The sequence below is a fragment of the Acrocarpospora sp. B8E8 genome (genome assembly GCF_039871605.1).
GTDB classification, from domain to species: domain Bacteria; phylum Actinomycetota; class Actinomycetes; order Streptosporangiales; family Streptosporangiaceae; genus Acrocarpospora; species Acrocarpospora macrocephala.
In genome coordinates this window covers 66,857-84,463 of the sequence record NZ_JBDPLV010000042.1, presented here as the reverse complement: position 1 = coordinate 84,463, position 17,607 = coordinate 66,857, and the positions used below count along the sequence as shown (strand labels likewise).

At 68.4% G+C, this 17,607-nt stretch carries 12 protein-coding genes; 3 read left to right on the top strand and 9 right to left on the bottom strand.

Annotated features, from left to right (window positions below; all coding sequences use genetic code 11):
* Positions 1–11: 11 nt before the first annotated feature.
* Positions 12–581: a DUF1707 domain-containing protein gene (locus ABGB08_RS33460; protein ID WP_347598563.1), complete on the bottom strand. Its 570-nt coding sequence runs from the start codon at positions 579–581 to the stop codon at positions 12–14.
* Between the two features lie 201 nt (positions 582–782).
* Complete coding sequence (locus ABGB08_RS33455) at positions 783–2,246, bottom strand: serine/threonine-protein kinase (protein ID WP_347598560.1); 1,464 nt, start codon at positions 2,244–2,246, stop codon at positions 783–785.
* 348 nt (positions 2,247–2,594) lie between these two features.
* On the opposite strand from ABGB08_RS33455, the gene ABGB08_RS33450 reads away from it, so the two are divergent.
* The gene (locus ABGB08_RS33450; protein WP_347598557.1) at positions 2,595–3,782 is read left to right on the top strand and encodes a PQQ-dependent sugar dehydrogenase; all 1,188 of its coding nucleotides are present in this window, start codon (positions 2,595–2,597) and stop codon (positions 3,780–3,782) included.
* An 84-nt stretch (positions 3,783–3,866) separates the two neighbouring features.
* Here ABGB08_RS33450 and ABGB08_RS33445 read toward each other — a convergent pair whose 3' ends face one another.
* From ABGB08_RS33445 to ABGB08_RS33425, 5 genes are all read right to left on the bottom strand, one after another.
* Positions 3,867–5,192: a glycoside hydrolase family 43 protein gene (locus ABGB08_RS33445; protein WP_347598554.1), complete on the bottom strand. Its 1,326-nt coding sequence runs from the start codon at positions 5,190–5,192 to the stop codon at positions 3,867–3,869.
* A gap of 329 nt (positions 5,193–5,521) precedes the next feature.
* On the bottom strand, positions 5,522–8,587 hold the full coding sequence (locus ABGB08_RS33440) for an amino acid adenylation domain-containing protein (RefSeq protein WP_347598551.1): 3,066 nt from the start codon (positions 8,585–8,587) through the stop codon (positions 5,522–5,524).
* On the bottom strand, positions 8,584–9,777 hold the full coding sequence (locus tag ABGB08_RS33435) for a glycosyltransferase (protein WP_347598548.1): 1,194 nt from the start codon (positions 9,775–9,777) through the stop codon (positions 8,584–8,586). Before ABGB08_RS33435 ends, ABGB08_RS33440 begins: the two co-directional genes overlap by 4 nt.
* A gap of 443 nt (positions 9,778–10,220) precedes the next feature.
* Positions 10,221–10,574 (bottom strand): hypothetical protein, encoded by a 354-nt coding sequence (locus tag ABGB08_RS33430; protein ID WP_347598545.1) that lies wholly within the window; start codon positions 10,572–10,574, stop codon positions 10,221–10,223.
* A gap of 37 nt (positions 10,575–10,611) precedes the next feature.
* Complete coding sequence (locus tag ABGB08_RS33425; protein ID WP_347598542.1) at positions 10,612–11,571, bottom strand: hypothetical protein; 960 nt, start codon at positions 11,569–11,571, stop codon at positions 10,612–10,614.
* A gap of 143 nt (positions 11,572–11,714) precedes the next feature.
* Here ABGB08_RS33425 and ABGB08_RS33420 point away from each other — a divergent pair, with 143 nt between their 5' ends.
* Both ABGB08_RS33420 and ABGB08_RS33415 read left to right on the top strand, forming a co-directional pair.
* Positions 11,715–12,245 (top strand): YbhB/YbcL family Raf kinase inhibitor-like protein, encoded by a 531-nt coding sequence (locus ABGB08_RS33420; RefSeq protein ID WP_170323026.1) that lies wholly within the window; start codon positions 11,715–11,717, stop codon positions 12,243–12,245.
* A gap of 38 nt (positions 12,246–12,283) precedes the next feature.
* The gene (locus ABGB08_RS33415) at positions 12,284–13,228 is read left to right on the top strand and encodes a glycosyltransferase (RefSeq protein WP_347598538.1); all 945 of its coding nucleotides are present in this window, start codon (positions 12,284–12,286) and stop codon (positions 13,226–13,228) included.
* 31 nt (positions 13,229–13,259) lie between these two features.
* On the opposite strand, the gene ABGB08_RS33410 is transcribed toward ABGB08_RS33415, so the two are convergent.
* Together ABGB08_RS33410 and ABGB08_RS33405 are read right to left on the bottom strand one after the other, a co-directional pair.
* On the bottom strand, positions 13,260–16,334 hold the full coding sequence (locus ABGB08_RS33410; RefSeq protein ID WP_347598535.1) for an amino acid adenylation domain-containing protein: 3,075 nt from the start codon (positions 16,332–16,334) through the stop codon (positions 13,260–13,262).
* A 25-nt stretch (positions 16,335–16,359) separates the two neighbouring features.
* Complete coding sequence (locus tag ABGB08_RS33405) at positions 16,360–17,607, bottom strand: condensation domain-containing protein (RefSeq protein ID WP_347598532.1); 1,248 nt, start codon at positions 17,605–17,607, stop codon at positions 16,360–16,362.

Here is a 17,607-nt window from a genome sequence, read left to right as displayed (position 1 = left end):
GCGTCGTCACTTCAGCGGCTTGGATACCTGATCTTGATACGACCCATGCCGAGCTTGCCGCTCAGCCGCAGCGTCGTCGTCACATTCATGTCGGCGGAGCCAGGTGCCTTGTTGATCACATGGCCCATCCCCGAGACGAGCCCGTCGACGACGGCGATCCAGTCGCGCGGCACGATGACGATGATTCTTCCCGACCCGCAGGTGGCCTCCAGGCGCACCTCCCGGTGATGGCATACCGCCTCGGTGAAGTCGATCGTGATGTTGCCCATCGTGACCGTGGCCGTGATCCGCTCGGGCACCACCCAGCGACCCTCCTGCCTGATCTTTCCGGAACGGGTCTCAAGGACCAGCGCCTGGGCATCGGGCAGCAGCACCGACCGGCCTCGCGGAAGATCCACGACTAGGGTGTCAAGCTCGGCGTAGGTCTTGGCGGCGTATACGCTTTCGAGCCTGTCTTCCAGCTCGTCCAGGGTGATCCGGCCCTCACCGGCGGCCACCCGCAGACGATCCGACACCGCCTCGCGGTCCGCATCTGAAGCTCGCAGAGTCCTGTGGATCTCACCGGCGCTTTGCTCAGTCACGAGATCCAGGTTATTCGTTCCGGCGCCGGAATGGCGATCCCCGAACGCGATAGCTCTCGATAGCGCGGGGCGTACGAGTAAGTATGCGATGCTCTCAGGCAAGCGGACCGACGGTACGCTCTGAGCTCCGTGGGGTTTTCCCTTCGCGCCTCCTGGGAGCCACCCTGACGCCACCGCACTCCGACCCCGAAACCGTGTAGATCAGCTGCGGGTGGGTGGTCGCAGTAGCCGGTAGGCGATCCAGCCGGCCCATCCGGCTGCGGCGAACGCGCCGAGCTGAGCTAAGCGCCAGCCGATGGGCAGCGGCAACTGGGGGATGTCGAACCAGAGCCGGGACAGGCCGGGGAGCGCGATCGACAGGTAAGCGGTGGCGCTGAACAGGAGGGCGGCGGCGGCGATTCTGCTGAGCCGCCAGGTCAGCGCGCCGATGAAGGCAAGCCACAGGCTGGTGCCGGTGATGACGGCCTGAAGTGGGGGACCGAGGGATCCGAGCAGGTCGAGCGCGGTGAACAGGGACAGGATCACGGCGCCGCACAGCGGGATGGAGGCGCCCGCGAGCAGTGCCCGCCGCTGCCAGGACCCAGCCCGGCTCGCCGCCGCCATTCCCCACCTTGGGAGCAGTGCTCGCCGCTGCCAGGGCCCAACCGGAGGCAGCAGCCCGGGCAGGGCGGGGGCGAGCAGGGTCAGACCGGCCAGGAACATCGCCGCCGTGAGGAAAGTCCACGGCACCGAGATGGGCAGCACGGCGACCAGCACCGCCGACACCGCGGTCATCACCGCCGCCGCACCGCTGATGGCGGCAGGCCACCCGCGTCCCGGCCACCTGGCCGTCGCCGGTTCGAAGCCGGTGGCCGCGAGGAGGACGAGCGCGTGTTCGATGCTCAGTCGCTGGCGCCGGTCGCGGCGCAATAGGCCCTGGATGAGTGGCCGCAGCAGGTTTGCGTGCCGCATGGGGTCGGGGTCGTGAGTCAGGATGGCGGCCAGGACAGCGGCCGGTTCTGCCCTGTTGTAGGGGGGTTGTCCTTCCACCGCCGCGAACAGTGTCGCGCCCAGCGACCACAGATCCCCGGCCGTGTCGCCCGAGTCACCCCGGAGGCGTTCCGGCGGCAGGTAGGCGGGGGAGCCGACGATCACCCCGCTGGTGGTGATCGCGGGGTCGCCCGCGGGATGGGCGATGCCGAAATCGGTGAGCAGGACCTCATCCTCCTCGCCGAGCAGGATGTTGCCGGGCTTGATGTCCCGGTGCACGACCCCGGCGGCGTGCGCCGCGCGCAACGCGTCCAGGAGCCGGGCGGCGATTCGCGCCACCTGCCGCTCCGGAAGCGGACCGGTCCGGGTGATCCGCTGCTGCAGCGATTCGGCGGCCAGTAGCTCCATGACGATCCACGGTCCCTGCCGATCCTCCACCACGTCGTGGATGCGGATCACCGATGGATGCCGGAGCCGGGCCGCCGCCCTGGCCTCGCGCAGGATGCGCCGTGCCCCCTGCTCACGCTCCTGTCGGTCGGCGTGGTCGGGAAGCAGAACCCGTTTGAGCGCCACGTCACGCCCCAGCACCTCATCGTGGGCCTGCCACACCGCGCCCATGCCCCCGCGTCCCAGTTCCCGCACCAGGCGGTAGCGACCGGCGACCAGATCGGACTGCCCCTCGCGCACCACGGGCATGCCCGGAAACTACACAAGTCCGGGCATATCGTCCAGCCCAAGCCGAGGGTTTGCCATCCGATCACCGAACTCGATGGAAAAACTACAATTCAACGAATTTCGTCCTTAATCTGCACAATTATTTCACATGTCATCTACTCCGCAATCCGCAGCTCCGCTCCCAGCGGCGGATCAGAAGTGGCAAAATTCATCTCACGCCGAGTCCCTGGCCAAGACGCTCAATGAGCGGGGACGTCGATATTGTCGAAATCGAAGTGGCGGCTTAACTGAATATCACGCGAACGCATTGGTCGTACTTCCTCACCCCTTGAGGACCGACCCGGGCCCCTACTACCAAAGGAGCCGCTCATGAGCAGGTACGCACGAAGCGCCGCAGCCCTGGCCGGGTTAACCCTGGCCGGCGCGATCCTTGTCGGGTGTGCCAGTGGCGATGACGGCGACACCCTGGTGGAAGGCACCCCCGGCTCGTCGTCGGCAACTCCCGCCATCACCGGCGCCGCCGAGATCGAACTGCCCGCCTCGGCCGTACGGACGGTCGCCACCGGCCTGCGCATCCCCTGGGGTCTGGCCTTCCTCCCCGACGGCACCGCCCTGGTCACCGAACGCGGCAACCAGGTGCCCACCTTCCAGGACGATTCGGTCGACGCGGGCGGCATCGCGCGGATCATGTCGGTTACCCCGGACGGGAAGGTCACCGAGGCGCAACGACTCCCCGAGGTGGACCGGCGACTAGGGGAGGGCGGCCTGCTCGGCATCGCCGTATCTCCCAACTACGCCACCGACAAATGGGTCTACATCTACTACAGCGCCACCAACGACAACCGCATCGCCCGGCTCCACCTTGGCCAACCGCCGCAGCCGATCCTGACCGGCATCCCCGTCTCCGGCGGCGAAGGGGCCCGCTTCCACCAAGGCGGCCGCCTCGCGTTCGGCCCCGATGGCATGCTCTACGCCAGCGTCGGCGAAACCTACTTCGAAAGCCGGTTCGCCCAGGACCGCGCGTCACTCGGCGGAAAGATCCTGCGCCTGACCCCCGACGGCAAACCCGCACCCGGCAACCCGTTCGCAAACTCCGCCGTGTGGAGCTACGGCCACCGCAACGTGCAGGGACTGGCATGGGACGCTCAAGGCCGGATGTACGCCTCCGAGTTCGGCTCCAAGACCTATGACGAGATCAACCTGATCCAGCCCGGCCGCAACTACGGCTGGCCGGTAGTCGAGGGCTTCAGCACCAACCCCCAGTTCACCAACCCCATCGCCACCTGGACCCCCACCAGCATCGCCTCCCCCAGCGGCATCGCCGTCCTCGGCGACCACCTCTACGTCGCCTGCCTCCGCGGCCAGACCCTCTACCGCCTCACCCTGGACGGCACCGACCCCCGCAAACTACTCAACACCCACGGCCGCCTGCGAACCATCGCCGTAGCCCCAGACGGCTCCCTATGGGTCACCACCTCCAACCGCGACCAGGTCGGCCGCGAGGACCGCCTCCCCCAGACCCCCGAAGGCGACCGCATCCTACGGATCACCCCATGACACGCCGAATTCTGGGACCCCCACGTCGGTCAAGTGGGATGTCGGCTCGCTGTCCGAGACCACCCAAGCCGGAGGGCGTGTCGGTCAGGCCAGTGGTGAGGTCATCGTGAAGGAGGCGTCGGAGGCGTACACCGAGGTTGACTCCCTCAGGTCGAGTCGCATCGCGTAGTTGTAGTGGCGCAGGTAGCGGCCGGGCAGGTTGTAGGACTCGAAGGAGATCGCGCCGCCGCCCGCGAGCCCGGCCCGGCCGCAGAAGGTGGCGTCGCCCTTGAAGATCGCCGATCCGTCGTCGCGCTGCAGGGTGAGCGCCATGTTGTAGTGGCGCAGGTAGTAGCCGGGCGTGTGCACCGACTGGAACGAGTAGCAGCCGGAGTTGGCCAGTCCCGCGGCCACGGTGAACGTGGCGCTCTGGCGGTCGGCGAGTGGGCTGGTGGCGCTGAGCGGGTCGATGTAGGCGAGGCCGCTCCGGTGGCGTACGTACCGGTCGGGGAAGTTGGCCGAGCGCAGGGACCGGTTGCCGGTGGGGACGGCCGTGGTGTCGCCGACGTCCTCGCGCAGGACGGTGAAGTGCCTGGCCACGCCGGAGAGCCCGGCCAGCTCCACCTTGGCGCCGAAGGACGACAGGTTGGAGCTGTCGGCGTAGTAGTACCGGCCGCCGGTGTAGTTGTCGAAGTACAGCCGCCACCGGCCGTCGGCCAGCCGCGTCAGCGCCGGCCCCTCCAGCCCGGAGCCCCAGCCCGCCCAGTTGCCGGTCCCGGGGAACTGCCAGGGGCCGTTGAGCGAGGTGGCGGTGGCGTGCTCGATGTACTTGGTCGTCTCGTTCTTGAGGAAGTTGTGGTACGTCCCGCCGACCTTGACCACGAAACTGTCGATGTAGTTGGCCGGGATGCCCAGCGCGACCGGCGCGGTCCAGGCCGACAGCGCGGTGTTGGTGGCGGTGATCCGGTACGGGCGGAACTGGCCGGCGGTGCCGGTCGTGGACGCGGAGAAGATCACGTGGACGCTGCCGTCGGAGTCCTTGAACCATTCGGGCGCCCAGGTGCTGCCGGTGGAGCCGTTGAGGCCGACGGCGACGTTGCGCAGGAACGTCCAGCTGACGGAGTCGGCGCTGCGCGCGAAGCCGATCGTGTTGCCCGTCCAGTTGGTGGTGTAGACGAGGTAGTAGTAGCCGTCGGTGTGCCGGATCACGCTCGGGTCGCGGATCAACCCTGACGGCGGGGTGTAGGCGTTGGCCCGGACCAGGTTGTAGTTGGTGGCGTTGAAGGAGTCGTAGACGTACATGTTCGACTCGCTGCTGTTGGTGAACGCGGTCATCAGGTAGTGCGGGACCGGGCCGGCGGCGTGGGCCGGGACGGGCTGGAGCATGCCCGTGGCGACGGCGGCAAACAACGTCAGAACGGTGGCGAGCACCCTCCTGGCAGCGGCGTTCCGGGTCCTGTGACTCCTCGGTGCACGCATGGGACCGTCCTTGACTGGAGACCGCAGCGGATGTTTGCGCTAACATAACCACGGCTGGGACGCGGTGGTGAATTGAGGGCTCGGCCGTATTCGTAACGCGACGGCGACTCACCTGTCAATCCCAGGGTGACCGGGCTCTTCGGCGGGCGGAGAAGTACGGGACGCCGGTCATAAAGCTGCGGACTTCGAATACAACGAGATCCGGAAGCGCGGCCCGCTGATGTGCACCGACTATTCGGCGGAACGGCGGGCGCGCCATTCCCGTCGCAGGGATGAAATTTTCAGAGTTTCCCTCCATGGCCGTCCAGGAGACGCTCGGCTTCCTCGTCGGATAGCTCGGAGAGCTCCTTCAGGAGCCGCTCCTCCACCACGGTGGCGAGTTCGGCCACCGTCCGGTGGGTGAACATCGTCATGATCGGCAGTTCCACGCCCGCGATCGCCCGCAGTCTCGCGGTGACCCGGACGGCGAGCAGGGAGTGCCCACCGAGGCGGAAGAAGTCGTCGGCGGCGCTGACCCGCTCCAGGTCGAGCAGTTCGCGCCAGATATCGGCGATCAGTTCTTCGGCGTCGCCGCTGGGGGCGACGAACCTCGTCTCGGGTGCCTGCGGGGCCGGGAGCGCCCGCTGGTCGAGTTTGCCGTTGGGCGTCAGTGGCAGCGCTTCGAGCCGGATGAATCGGGTGGGCACCAGGTAGGCGGGCAGGCGTTCGGCGAGGGCGGCACGCACCCCGTCCGAGTCCGCGTCTCCCACGAGATAGGCGATGAGGTTCTCGTCGTGTACGGCGGCGACGGCCGCCACCACGCCGGGCACGGCCTCGCAGGCCGCCTCCACTTCGCCCAGTTCGATCCGGTGGCCGCGCAGTTTGACCTGGTTGTCGGCGCGGCCGAGGAATTCCAGGCTGCCGTCGTCATGCCAGCGCACCCGGTCTCCGGTGCGGTACAGGCGGCCACCGGGCGATCCGTATGGATCGGGGACGAACCGTTCGGCTGTCAGTGCGGGCCGTCCCAGGTAGCCATGGGCCACTCCTGCGCCGCCGATGAGCAGTTCGCCGGGTACGCCTTGGCGGACCAGTTCGAGGTGGTCGCCGACGACATAGACCTGGGTTCCTCGGATGGGGCCGCCGATGCGCACCTCCTTCGGGTCGGCGGGGATAGGCCAGGCGGTCGACCAGATCGTGGTCTCGGTCGGGCCGTAGACGTTGAACAGTCGGCCGGTGGCAGCTCGCAGCCGGTTCGCCAGTTCGCTGCCGAGGGCTTCGCCGCCCACCAGGGCGGTGAGCGCTGGGTCGTGGAGCCCGCATTCCAGCAACATGAGCCAGCCGGACGGGGTGGCTTGGACGTGGGTGACTCCGGCTTGCTGGATCAGCCGGACCTGCTGGAAGCCGTCGGCTGCGGTGTCGGCGATCTCCATTCGGCCGCCGGTGGCCAGCGGCAGGTAGAGCTCGAGGGCGGAGATGTCGAAGGACAGGGAGGTCAGCGCCAGCCAGACGTCCTGAGGTGTCGCGCCGATCAGGTCTCTCATGGCAGCCAGCAGGTTGGCGAGCGCCGCGTGCGGCACTACGACCCCCTTGGGGCGGCCGGTCGAACCGGACGTGTAGAGGACGTAGGCGGCGTCCGCGCCGCGGATCCCGGCGCGAGTGAAGCCGGGCCGGGCGGGGGGCGGGTTGTCGATCAGCACGGTCGGGACCGGGTGGCCGGGCAGGGCCGTCACGGTTTCCGAGCTGGTCAGCACCAGCGACGCGCCACAGTCGGCGAGCACGAAGGTCAGCCGCGCGGCCGGGTAGCCCGGATCGACTGGTACGTACGCGGCGCCGGTCCGCTGCACGGCCAGTAGCGCCACCAGCGCCTCAATCGAGCGGGGCAGGCACACCGCCACGCGGTCCCCGGGTCGTACGTCCAGCTGGGCGGCCAGCTCGTTGGCGCGGCGGTCGAGTTCGGCGTAGCTCAGCCGGGTCGGCCCGCAGCTCACCGCGATCGCATCCGGCCGGAGCTCGACCTGCTCCTGGAAAAGGTCGGGGAACAGGGTTCGCCCGGGCGGCGCTGTCCGGTTCCATTCGTCGATCAGCTGGTCGCGTTCGCGCCCGGACGGAGCCGTCAGTTGCGACAGCCGTACCTGGGGATTGTCAGGGATCCGGGACAGCAGGGATTCGAAGTCGCGGGCGAAGCGGTCGATTGTGCTCTCGTCGAACAGGTCGCGGTTGTAGACGAGCATCATCAGCCACTCGCCGTCATGGTCGAAGATGTCGAGCTTCAGCTCGTACGGCGAGTGGGTGAAGCCGGTCTCGAGCCAGTCGGTTTGCAACCCGGCCAGCCGGATGGCCTGGTCGCCGGCGTCGTAGGTCATCCCGAAGGTGGTCTGGAACAGGGGCGGGCGGCTGAGATCGCGTTCGATGTCCAGCGCGGTGAGCAGCCTTTCCAGGGGCAGCTTCCGATGCCGGAGCGCGGCCATCAAGCGGGACCGGGTCCGGTGCATCAACTCCAGGAACGTGGGGTCGCCGGACAGATCCGCTCGCAGCACCGCGATGTTCGCGAAGTAGCCGATCAGCTGATCGTCCTCGGGCCGGTCCCGACCGGCTGTCGGGAAGCCGACGCAGAAGTCGTGCTGGCCGCTGTTGGCGGCGAGTAGCGTCTGGTAGGCGGCCATGAGCGCCATGAAAGGCGTGCACCGCGCCGCGGCGGCGAACGCCGAGAAACGCGCCGCGAGGGGCCTCCGGATCGTGTACGGGTAGAGGGCGCTCCTGGTTCCGGCGACGGCCGGCCGCGGCTGGTCGGTGGGCAGCCGCAGCGGCGGCACATCGGCCAGCTGGTCCTTCCAGTACGCCAGCGACTCGCCGTCGGCGGTCTCCGCGCGGACGAAATCCGCCCACCGCGTCTGCAACGGCGGCAGCGGCGAAGGCTCGCCCTTGCGGAAGGCTTCGTACAGGACGGACAACTCGCTCAGGAGAATGCCGATCGAACGCCCGTCGCACACGATGTGATGCGCGACCAGCTCCAGCACGTGCTCCTCGGGGCCCAGCCTGATCAATGCGACCCGGAGCAGCCGGTCCCGTGCCAGGTCGAACGGCCTGGTGACGAGCTCGTCCACCAGTCCCTCGCAGGTCAAGATCTCCAGCTCGAAATCTCCGGGCGGATCGATGACCTGCGAAGGACTACCGTCCACGGCCGGAAACCGGGCGCGCAGCGCTTCGTGACGCGTGACGATCTCCTGAAACGCGCGGGTCAGCGCCGAGACGTCGATCGGGCCGATGAGCCGGGCGGCGTGGGAAAGATGGAAGGACGGATCGCCGGGATCCACGTGGTGCAGGAACCAGAGACGTTCCTGATCGGCTGAGAGCGGTAAGGGATTCACGCCGGCAATCCAGTCGCCGGCTCCAGCAGGAGTTCGATTCGAGCGCACGCCTCGGCGAGCCCGGCCTCCGGATCCAGAGCACCGACGGTCTTCCGGCAACGTTCCCCATAGCCGGTGTCATCGGCCGCCTCAGCCACCGCGGCGGAGATCTCGTCGCGGTTCCAGCTGCTGCTCGGCAGCCACGTGGCCAAGCCGAGACGCGACAGCCGCGCCGCGTTGTCGGGCCGGTCCACCGTGTCCGCCAGCATGACCTGCGGGACGCCCGCGGCCAGCGCGCGGGTGAGGGTGCCTATCCCGCCATGGTGGACGAGCGCCGCCACCCGGGGCACGACATCGCGGAACGGGAGCCGCCGAAACCACGTCATGCCGTCGGGGAGCGGGTCGGGCACCAGGTCGGCGTGGCGCGCCACCAGCATGACCGGCCTGCCCGCGCATCCCTCGACCGCGGCCTCGTAGAAGCGGCAGTCCTGCATCCTGCTCGTGCCACCGGTCAGCAGCACCGGGCGCTCCGCCAGCAGCGCCTCGGCGCCGGCCGGGAGCCCTTCGCCGGGATCCTCGTCCGGCACCACGAAGCCGGTCCGCACCACGCGACGGGGCGTCCGCGGGCCCGCCTCGTCGAACCATTCCGGCCACAGGCCGAGTTCGAGGCCGACCTCCTTGAACCAGCTCCGCCAGTCGGTGACAGCGGCCAGCCCGAGCTCGCGGCGGACCGCGTCCATCCCGGGCGCGAGCTGCGTCCGGCAACTGTGTACGGCCATGCCCACCAGCATCATCTGCGACGGGGAAAGCGCGACCCACGCCGAGGGAGCGCCGAGCAGTTCCGCGGCGAATCGCACGGAAAAGGTGGAGGTGTGCCGTCCGATCAGGACCGTGTCACCGGGCCGGTGCCGATCCGCCATCTGCCGGACCTCCCAGGCGAGCTGCTCGAACAGCCCGTGGCGGCGGAAGAGCGCGTTCCAGGACAGGTCGCGCGAGCCGATGAGAGCCGTCGTGTCCGCCATATGCCGCTCGTACCCGGACACGGTGTCGACGGGGACGAATTCGAGCCCCGCGCGAGCGACGCGGTCCCCGAAGGGAGCGTGCGTGAACAAGGTGACCTCATGTCCCGCCTGCCGCAGCGCCCCACCAAGGCGGATGAAGGGCAGCACGTCACCGTGGGTGCCCTGAGTGGACATCAATATCGTCGCCACGGGAGAGTCTCCTTCTGAAGGAACGCGGTACGTCGGGCCCCCGGGCACGCGGAATCAGCGGTTCAGCTCATCGAGCCCGCTCTCCGACCGGTCGGTCGGCACCCCGGTGGTGTCCGGTACTCGCTGGTCGTTGAAGCAGCACAGTGGATCGACTCCCCACGTCCGTGGCGGGCGCCCTACGCGAAACCGCCACGGCGCTGGACCGGTGGGAACGCTCCCACGCCAAGAGGGTAGGATTCCGGATCTCCACCGTCAAGGTGCCGGGCGTGCTTCAGGCATTCCTGCCAGGCCCAGCGGCGATCCCGACCAGACGCCGTCGGTCCAGTACTTCTGGAGCCTGGCGATGACATCGTCTCGGCTCATCCACGCGTGTGACATGGTGGGTTCCCGTTCCTCCGCGAGCGTTCCGTGTCGCACGCCAGCCTTCGATCCGACAAAATCGATCATGGTCGTCGCGCCTCCGCAGGTGAGGCCAGCCAGATCCGGACATTGATGGGCGTGGCGACCTGGGCCACTCGGAGTTCGGCGGTGTAGGCGGGGACGCCCTGCGGTGGCACTCGCCGATCCGTGCCTTGCTTGGTGTAGCACTCCGAAGCGAGGGGCCCATCCAGCGCACGCGCCCTGCTGTCCGCGGAGGCGGGGGATTCGGCCAGATGCCCGTACAGCCGCCCGGCGATCTGTTCCGCCGAGTCCGCCGGCGCCGCGGGGACGGGCAGCGCAGCTACCGGCGCGCTCCACTGGCAGCTCATCGCCAGCAGCACGATCGCCATCACCGGCACCCACTTCACCTGGCTCATATCGTGTTGGACGCCATGGGAATCGAAGCCTGTGGGTTCATTGCATGCTCATCTGATGGGGATGGTCGTACGACCGGGGGCAGACGAAGATCCAGAGACTGTATCCACGCCCGATTGTGATCATTGTCGGCTCGTCTGTCCGCGGATAGATCGGATCCGTTCCGGTCGGCTCGTCCTCGATGGGTCGCCACGTGTAGCCAGCATCCCATTCGCTACTGGCGATGGTCAGAAGGAGCCGCATCTCCTGGCCGCACTCACAGTCCATCGGACAGGGGTCGGTGAGGTGCCACGACGCCCATCCGCCGACCTTCCAGCCGTGCGCGATCGAAAGATCCTGGTAGCTGTGGTCGGTGGCCTCCTCCCACTCCTCGATGCGCTCCCGCAGCTTCTCCGGAAGCAGATCGGCATATTGGCATTCGACCACCCGCTCAGGGTGGAGCACGCACGGCTCAGGCAGGTAGGTGTTCATCTCCATCAGCGGCGGCTCGGGCTGATCGGGCAGAACATGGACGACATCCCCGGAATTGCGCCACTTCAAGAGAACACGAGGGCAGCCGGCCTCGTGATCGATGGGACACCACAGCACTTGGAGCAGATCCGCCCCCTCAGGACAGACCAGGTCGGGCACATCGCGCGCGAACAACTGCGCGACCGCCATCATCGGAAACGGCGGAAGGCCGACACCGGCGACAAGCTCCCGATCGATGCGCGCCAGATCCGCACGCTCCTGGTCCGTGAGCTGGAGCCGCTGCCCAGGACCGGTCCGGCTGTAGCCATCCGCGAGCACCCGCCGCCGAAGCCGCTCATCATCCGGTCTCTGCAAATCGGTCACATCATCGTGCTGTTCCCGGCATACCGGCCATGCCTCGTCCGCCGGCCACAGAAACGGCCCGCCTACGGAGCTGTCCGTCACCTCCGGAACGCCGGGGCGAGGATGCAGTCGCGTCGCCGTACGAGCGAAATCGGTTAGTTCAGGAAAGAGCTCGGTCAGATCCACCACGCGAGAAGGTGTCGTACGGCCCATGCCAACTCTCCCGATCGACGACGCCGGATCGGGCGATGCTAGCAACGACAACCGACGAACTCGTCGCCTCTCGCCTGGCATCGCCATTTCAATATCCAGCCGCTTATCCTGTGCGCATGAAGATCGGCAAGCTTGGCGTTGTCGGCGGTGTGCTGTTTCTGGCGAATGTTCTCCCGGGGTGCTCGGCTGAGGGCGGTGCGTCTGCGGGCGCTCTGAAGGTGAGCAGCGCGGCGTTCGCCGAGGGTGCCGCGATCCCGCAGAAGCACGCGTGCGCCCGGATGGAAGGTCAGGACGTTTCGCCCCCGCTGACCTGGAGTGGAATACCCGAATCGGCTAGCGAGCTGGCGATTGTGGTGAACGATTCGGACGCTCGCGGTGGGACGTACATTCACTGGATCGTGACTGGCATTCCTGTCTCCGCGACGGGCGCGAGTGAGGGCCAGGCCCCTGGTCAGGTGCTGCCGGGCACCAACAGCACGGCCGCCTATTCGGGTCCTTGTCCGGCCAGCGGCGAACATCACTACCATTTCATCGTGTACGCCCTGAAGAGCCCGATCGAGCCGAACGGCAGCGCAAAAGCCGTGCACGAGCAGATCAAGGCTGCGGCGATCACCTCAGGCGAGACTGTCGGCACCTGGAAACGCTGATTCGAGATGGATCGGTTTTCGGCTGGGGAAACGGGACAGTGGAAGGGAACGGCTCGTTGAAGTGCAGTGTCGTGATTCCGACGTACAACCGAGTGGAATTGCTTCGGCACACGCTCAACTCGCTCGTCTGGCAGAGCCTGCCGAAGGAGCAGTTCGAGGTGCTGGTCGCCGATGACGGTTCCGACGACTCCACCGCCGAGCTGGTGGAGACGTTCCGGGGGCGTCTCAACCTGCGCTATTTCTTCCAGGAGCGTGACGGCTTTCAGGTCGCGAAGGCCCGCAACCTCGGCATCTCCCATGCGGACGGCGAGGTGTGCGTCATGCTGGATTGCGGGGTGCTCGCGCACTCCGACCTGCTGCGGGCCCATCTCGACAGCCACGCGGCCTCCGACGTCCCGCTCGCCGTCTGCGGTTATGTCTACTGCTTCCACGTGAACAACGACTTCGCCAAGCTGATGGACCAGGTCATCGACTACGACGACCCCGACATCACCATCGCGAAGCTGAAGGCCAGGAAGTTGTGGCTGGACGTGCGCGAGACCTTCTACGGCAAGTACGGCGACAACATCGCCGACCTGCCCGCGCCCTGGCTGAACTTCTGGACCTGCAACGTGTCGGCGCGCACCGAGCAGCTGCGCTCGGTCGGGATGTTCGACGAGGCGTTCCGGCGCTGGGGCGGCGAGGATCTCGACCTCGGCTACCGCCTGCACCGGGACGGCGCCCGCTTCGTGCTGAACCGCCAGGCCGCGGCCGTGCACTGCCCGCACGAGAAGGACTTCGACGACAACATCGTCCAGGTGACGGAGAACTACAAGTACATGGCGGAGAAGTACAAGACGCCGATCATCGAGCTCCTGCTCTCGGTGGGGGACGCCGTCGGGAACCTCGACTTCTTCACGCTCAACGACGTGATCCGGGAGCGCGGCCTGCCGCAGTGCGCCGACTATCTGGCGGCGCAGCAGGGGGTGCCTTCAGCATCTTGACGATGAATGTTTCATCGAATTTCCGGATTTCTCAGGGGCGGTCGAGGAGCCGTTCGGCCTCCTCCTCGGACAGCTCCGACAGTTCCGACAGCAACTGCTCCTCCAACTCGGCGGCGAGTTCGGCCACCGTCCGGTGGGTGAACATCGTCAAGATCGGCAGCTCCACCCCCGCCAGCGCCCGCAGCCGGGCACTGACCCGCACGGCGAGCAGGGAGTGCCCGCCGAGCCGGAAGAAGTCGTCTACCGCGCTGACCCGCTCCAGGCCGAGCAGCTCGCGCCAGACGTCGGCGACCAGTTCCTCGGCGTCCCCGCTGGGGGCGACGAACCTCGTCTCGGGCGCCTGCGGGGCCGGAAGCGCCCGCCGGTCGAGTTTGCCGTTGGGCGTCAGCGGCAGCGCGTCGAGCCGGGTGAACCAGGCGGGCACCAGGTAGGCGGGCAGGCGTTCGGCCAGGTCCGCGCGCACGCCGTCCGGGTCCACCTCGCCGACGAGGTAGGCGACCAGATTCTCCTCGTGCACGGCGGCGACCGCCGCCACCACGCCGGGCACGGCCTCACAGGCCGCTTCCACTTCGCCCAGCTCGATCCGGTGGCCGCGCAGTTTGACCTGGTTGTCGCCGCGGCCGAGGAATTCCAGGCTGCCGTCGTCATGCCATCGCACCCGATCGCCGGTCCGGTACAAACGGCCACCGGGCGATCCGTATGGATCGGGGACGAACCGTTCGGCTGTCAGTGCGGGCCGTCCCAGGTAGCCGTGCGCCACTCCCGCACCGCCGATGAGCAGTTCGCCGGGTACGCCCTGGCGGACCAGTTCGAGGTGGTCGCCGACGACATAGACCTGGGTTCCTCGGATGGGGCCGCCGATGCGTACCTCGCTCGGGTTGGCGGGGACGGGCCAGGCGGTTGACCAGATTGTGGTCTCGGTCGGGCCGTAGACGTTGAACAGTCGGCCGGTGGCAGCTCGCAGTCGGTTCGCCAGTTCGCCGCCGAGGGCTTCGCCGCCTATCAGGGCGGTGAGCGCTGGGTCGTGGAGGCCGCATTCCAGCAGCACGCGCCAGCCGGACGGGGTGGCTTGGACGTGGGTGATTCCGGCTTGCTGGATCAGCCGGACCTGCTGGAAGCCGTCGGCCGCAGTGTCGGCGATCTCCACCCGGCCGCCGGTGGCCAGCGGCAGATAGAGCTCAAGGGCGGAGATGTCGAAGGACAGGGAGGTCAGCGCCAGCCAGACGTCCTGGGATGTCGCGCTGACCAGGTCCGCCATCGCGGCGAGCAGGTTCCCGAGCGCGGCATGCGACACCGCGACCCCTTTAGGGCGGCCGGTCGAACCGGAGGTGTAGAGCACGTACGCGGTGTCGTCGCCGCGCACGCGCGTCCGGCGGAATTCCTGCCCGCGCTCCGGCTCGTCCACCAGCACGGTTCGCACCGTATGGGCGGGCAGGAGGGCGGCGGTCTCGCGGCTCGCGAGCACCAAGGACGCGCCGCAGTCGGCCAGGACGAAGGCCAGCCGGGCGGCCGGGTAGTCGGGATCGACTGGTACGTACGCGGTGCCGGTCCGCTGCACGGCCAGTAGCGCTACCAGCGCCTCAATCGAGCGGGGCAGGCACACCGCCACGCGGTCCCCGGGTCGTACGTCCAGCTGGGCGGCCAGTTCGTCGGCGCGGCGGTCGAGTTCGGCGTAGCTCAGCCGGGTCGGCCCGCAGCTCACCGCAGTCGCGTCCGGCCGGAGCTCGACCTGCTCGGAGAAGAGGTCGGGGAACAGGGTTCGCTCGGGCGGCGCCACCCGATTCCAGTCATGGATCAACCGATCACGTTCGGCACCGGACGGGGTTGTGAGACGCGACAGCCGTACCTGAGAATCATCGGCGACCCGGGACAGCAGGAATTCGAAGTCGCGGGCGAAGCGCTCGATCGTGTCCGCGTCGAACAGGTCGCGGTTGTAGACGAGCATCATCAGCCACTCGCCGCCGTGCTCGAAGACGTCGAGTTTCAGCTCGTACGGCGAGTGGGTGAAGCCGGACTCGAGCCAGTCGGTTTGCAGCCCGGCCAGCCGGATGGCCTGATCGCTGGCGTCGTAGGTCATCCCGAACGTGGTCTGGAACAAGGGCGGGCGGCTGAGATCGCGTTCGATGTCCAGCGCGGTGAGCAGCCTTTCCAGCGGAAGCTTCCGATGCCGGAGCGCGGTCATCAGGCGGGACCGGGTCCGGTGCATCAGCTCCAGGAACGTCGGGTCGCCGGACAGATCCGCTCGCAACACCGCGACGCTGGCGAAGTAGCCGATCAGCTGATCGTCGTCCTGGCCGTCCCTTCCAGCCGTCGGGAAGCCGACGCAAAAGTCATGCTGACCGCTCCGCGCGGCGAGCAGCGCCTGGTAGGCGGCCATGAGCGCCATGAACGGCGTGCACCGCGCCGCAGCGGCAACCGCCGCGAAGCGCGCCACGAGCGGCCCGCGCAACTTGTGCCGGACGAGGGCGCTGTCGGGACTCGCGACGGCCGGCCGGCGACGGTCGGTGGACAATTGCAGCGGCGGCGCGTCGGCCAGCTGATCCTTCCAGTACGCCAGCGACTCCGTGTCGGTGGTTTCCGCGCGGACGAAATCCGCCCACCGCGCCCGCAATGGCGGCAGCGGCGAGGGCTCACCCTTGCAGAACGCGGAGTAAAAGGCGGACAGCTCGCCCAGGAGGATGCCGATCGAACGCCCGTCCGCGACGACATGGTGCATGACCACCGACAGGACGTGCTCCTCCGGCCCGGTCCTGATCAGGGTGACTCGGATCAACCGATCCCTGGCCAGGTCGAACGGCCGGGCGGCAAGCCCGGCCACCAGCGCGTCCACCGGCCCCTCGCAGGTCAGGGTCTCCAGCTCGAAATCTCCGGGCGGATCGATGACCTGGGAAGGACTGCCGTCCACGGCCGGAAACCTGGCGCGCAACGCTTCGTGCCGCGCGACGATCTCCTGAAACGCGCAGGTCAGCGCCGAGACATCGAGCGGGCCGATGAGCCGTGCGGTGTGGGAAAGATGGTAGGTGGGATCGGCGGGATCGACCTGCTGCAGAAACCAGAGGCGTTCCTGGTCGGCGGAGAGCGGAAGCCGGTTCACCTCGGCAGACATCGGCGGATCTCCTTTGAACGTACGCCTATCCGGCTGCCACGACGAGCGATTCCATCTCGCGAAGCAGGGTCTCCAGATCCCCGGCCCCGAGGTAGTGGGTGTCGGCGGTGACCATCACCTTGAGCTGTCCCGGATTCCCGGTCACATGCACGCAGAACCGGCAGTTGAGCTCGTCCAGGCCGCTCTCGGCCTTCACCACGGTCTCACCCGGCTCGGCCCCGCCCGGGATCGGCACCCCGGTGGTCTCCGCCGCCCGCTGATCGTTGAAGCAGCACAGCGGATCGGCTCCGGCGAGCCGGACGTTGAGCGCCGCCTGGTCGTAGTAGGCATGCCGGTACGCGCGCAGCGCCGCGGCCCTGGCACCCGCCATCACCTGATTGAAGTCGGCCTGCCCGGAGTCCACCACCAGCAGGCCTAACTGGGCGAGCGAGGTGACCACCTCGCTGTGCCTGGCCAGAAAACGATTGTTGACCAGCGGCGTCATGGCCGACCTCGGCCGCCCGGCCGCCCGGCCCACCAGCACGCAGGCGGCCACCAGCAGGATGGTGGACCCGTTGACGCCGTACCGCTGCGCCAGCACGCGGGAGGCCCGGTCCATGGCGGGCGAGAAGATCGCCGCCCGCTGGTAGCGCGGCCCGTCCGAGGGTTCGCGCCGCCGGTCGAGCAGCGGCCCGCCGAGCGACCGCGCCGCCCAGAACTCCATCGCGCGTTCGCTGCGGGACACGTCCTGCCCCGACTGCGCGGCGACCAGCTCGCGCAGCTGCTCCGGCTCGCCGGGCGGGGCGCCGCGCAGCAGGGTCAGGCGCAGATCCCTGGCGACCAGATCGGCCGCGTACCCGTCCGCGGCGACATGGCAGAAGACCAGCACCACCTCGCGCACCTGGCCGGCCGTCACCACCAGCGCCACCCGGAGCGGCCAGTCCGAGCCGAACTCGAACCGCACCCCCACCAGCCGTTCCTCCTCGGCGGCCGACTCGACGATCTCGACCGGTATCGCCCCGCCGCCCGCTACCACCTGGTACGGCTCGCCACCGGCGCCTTGACGTACCCGCGTGCGCAGCGAGTCGTGCCGGGCCACCACGACACCGAGCGCGGCCACCACCGTGGCCACGTCCGTGGCGGGCGCCCCGCGCGGAACCTGCACCACCCTGCTGAAGTTGAAGTACCGATCCCCGGACGGGCCGACCTGCCGGATCGCCTCCCAGATGGAGCGCTGGCCCCAGGCGAGCGGCCCGGTCCACTCGTCCTGGCCGGTGTCGAACGTGGCGTGCAT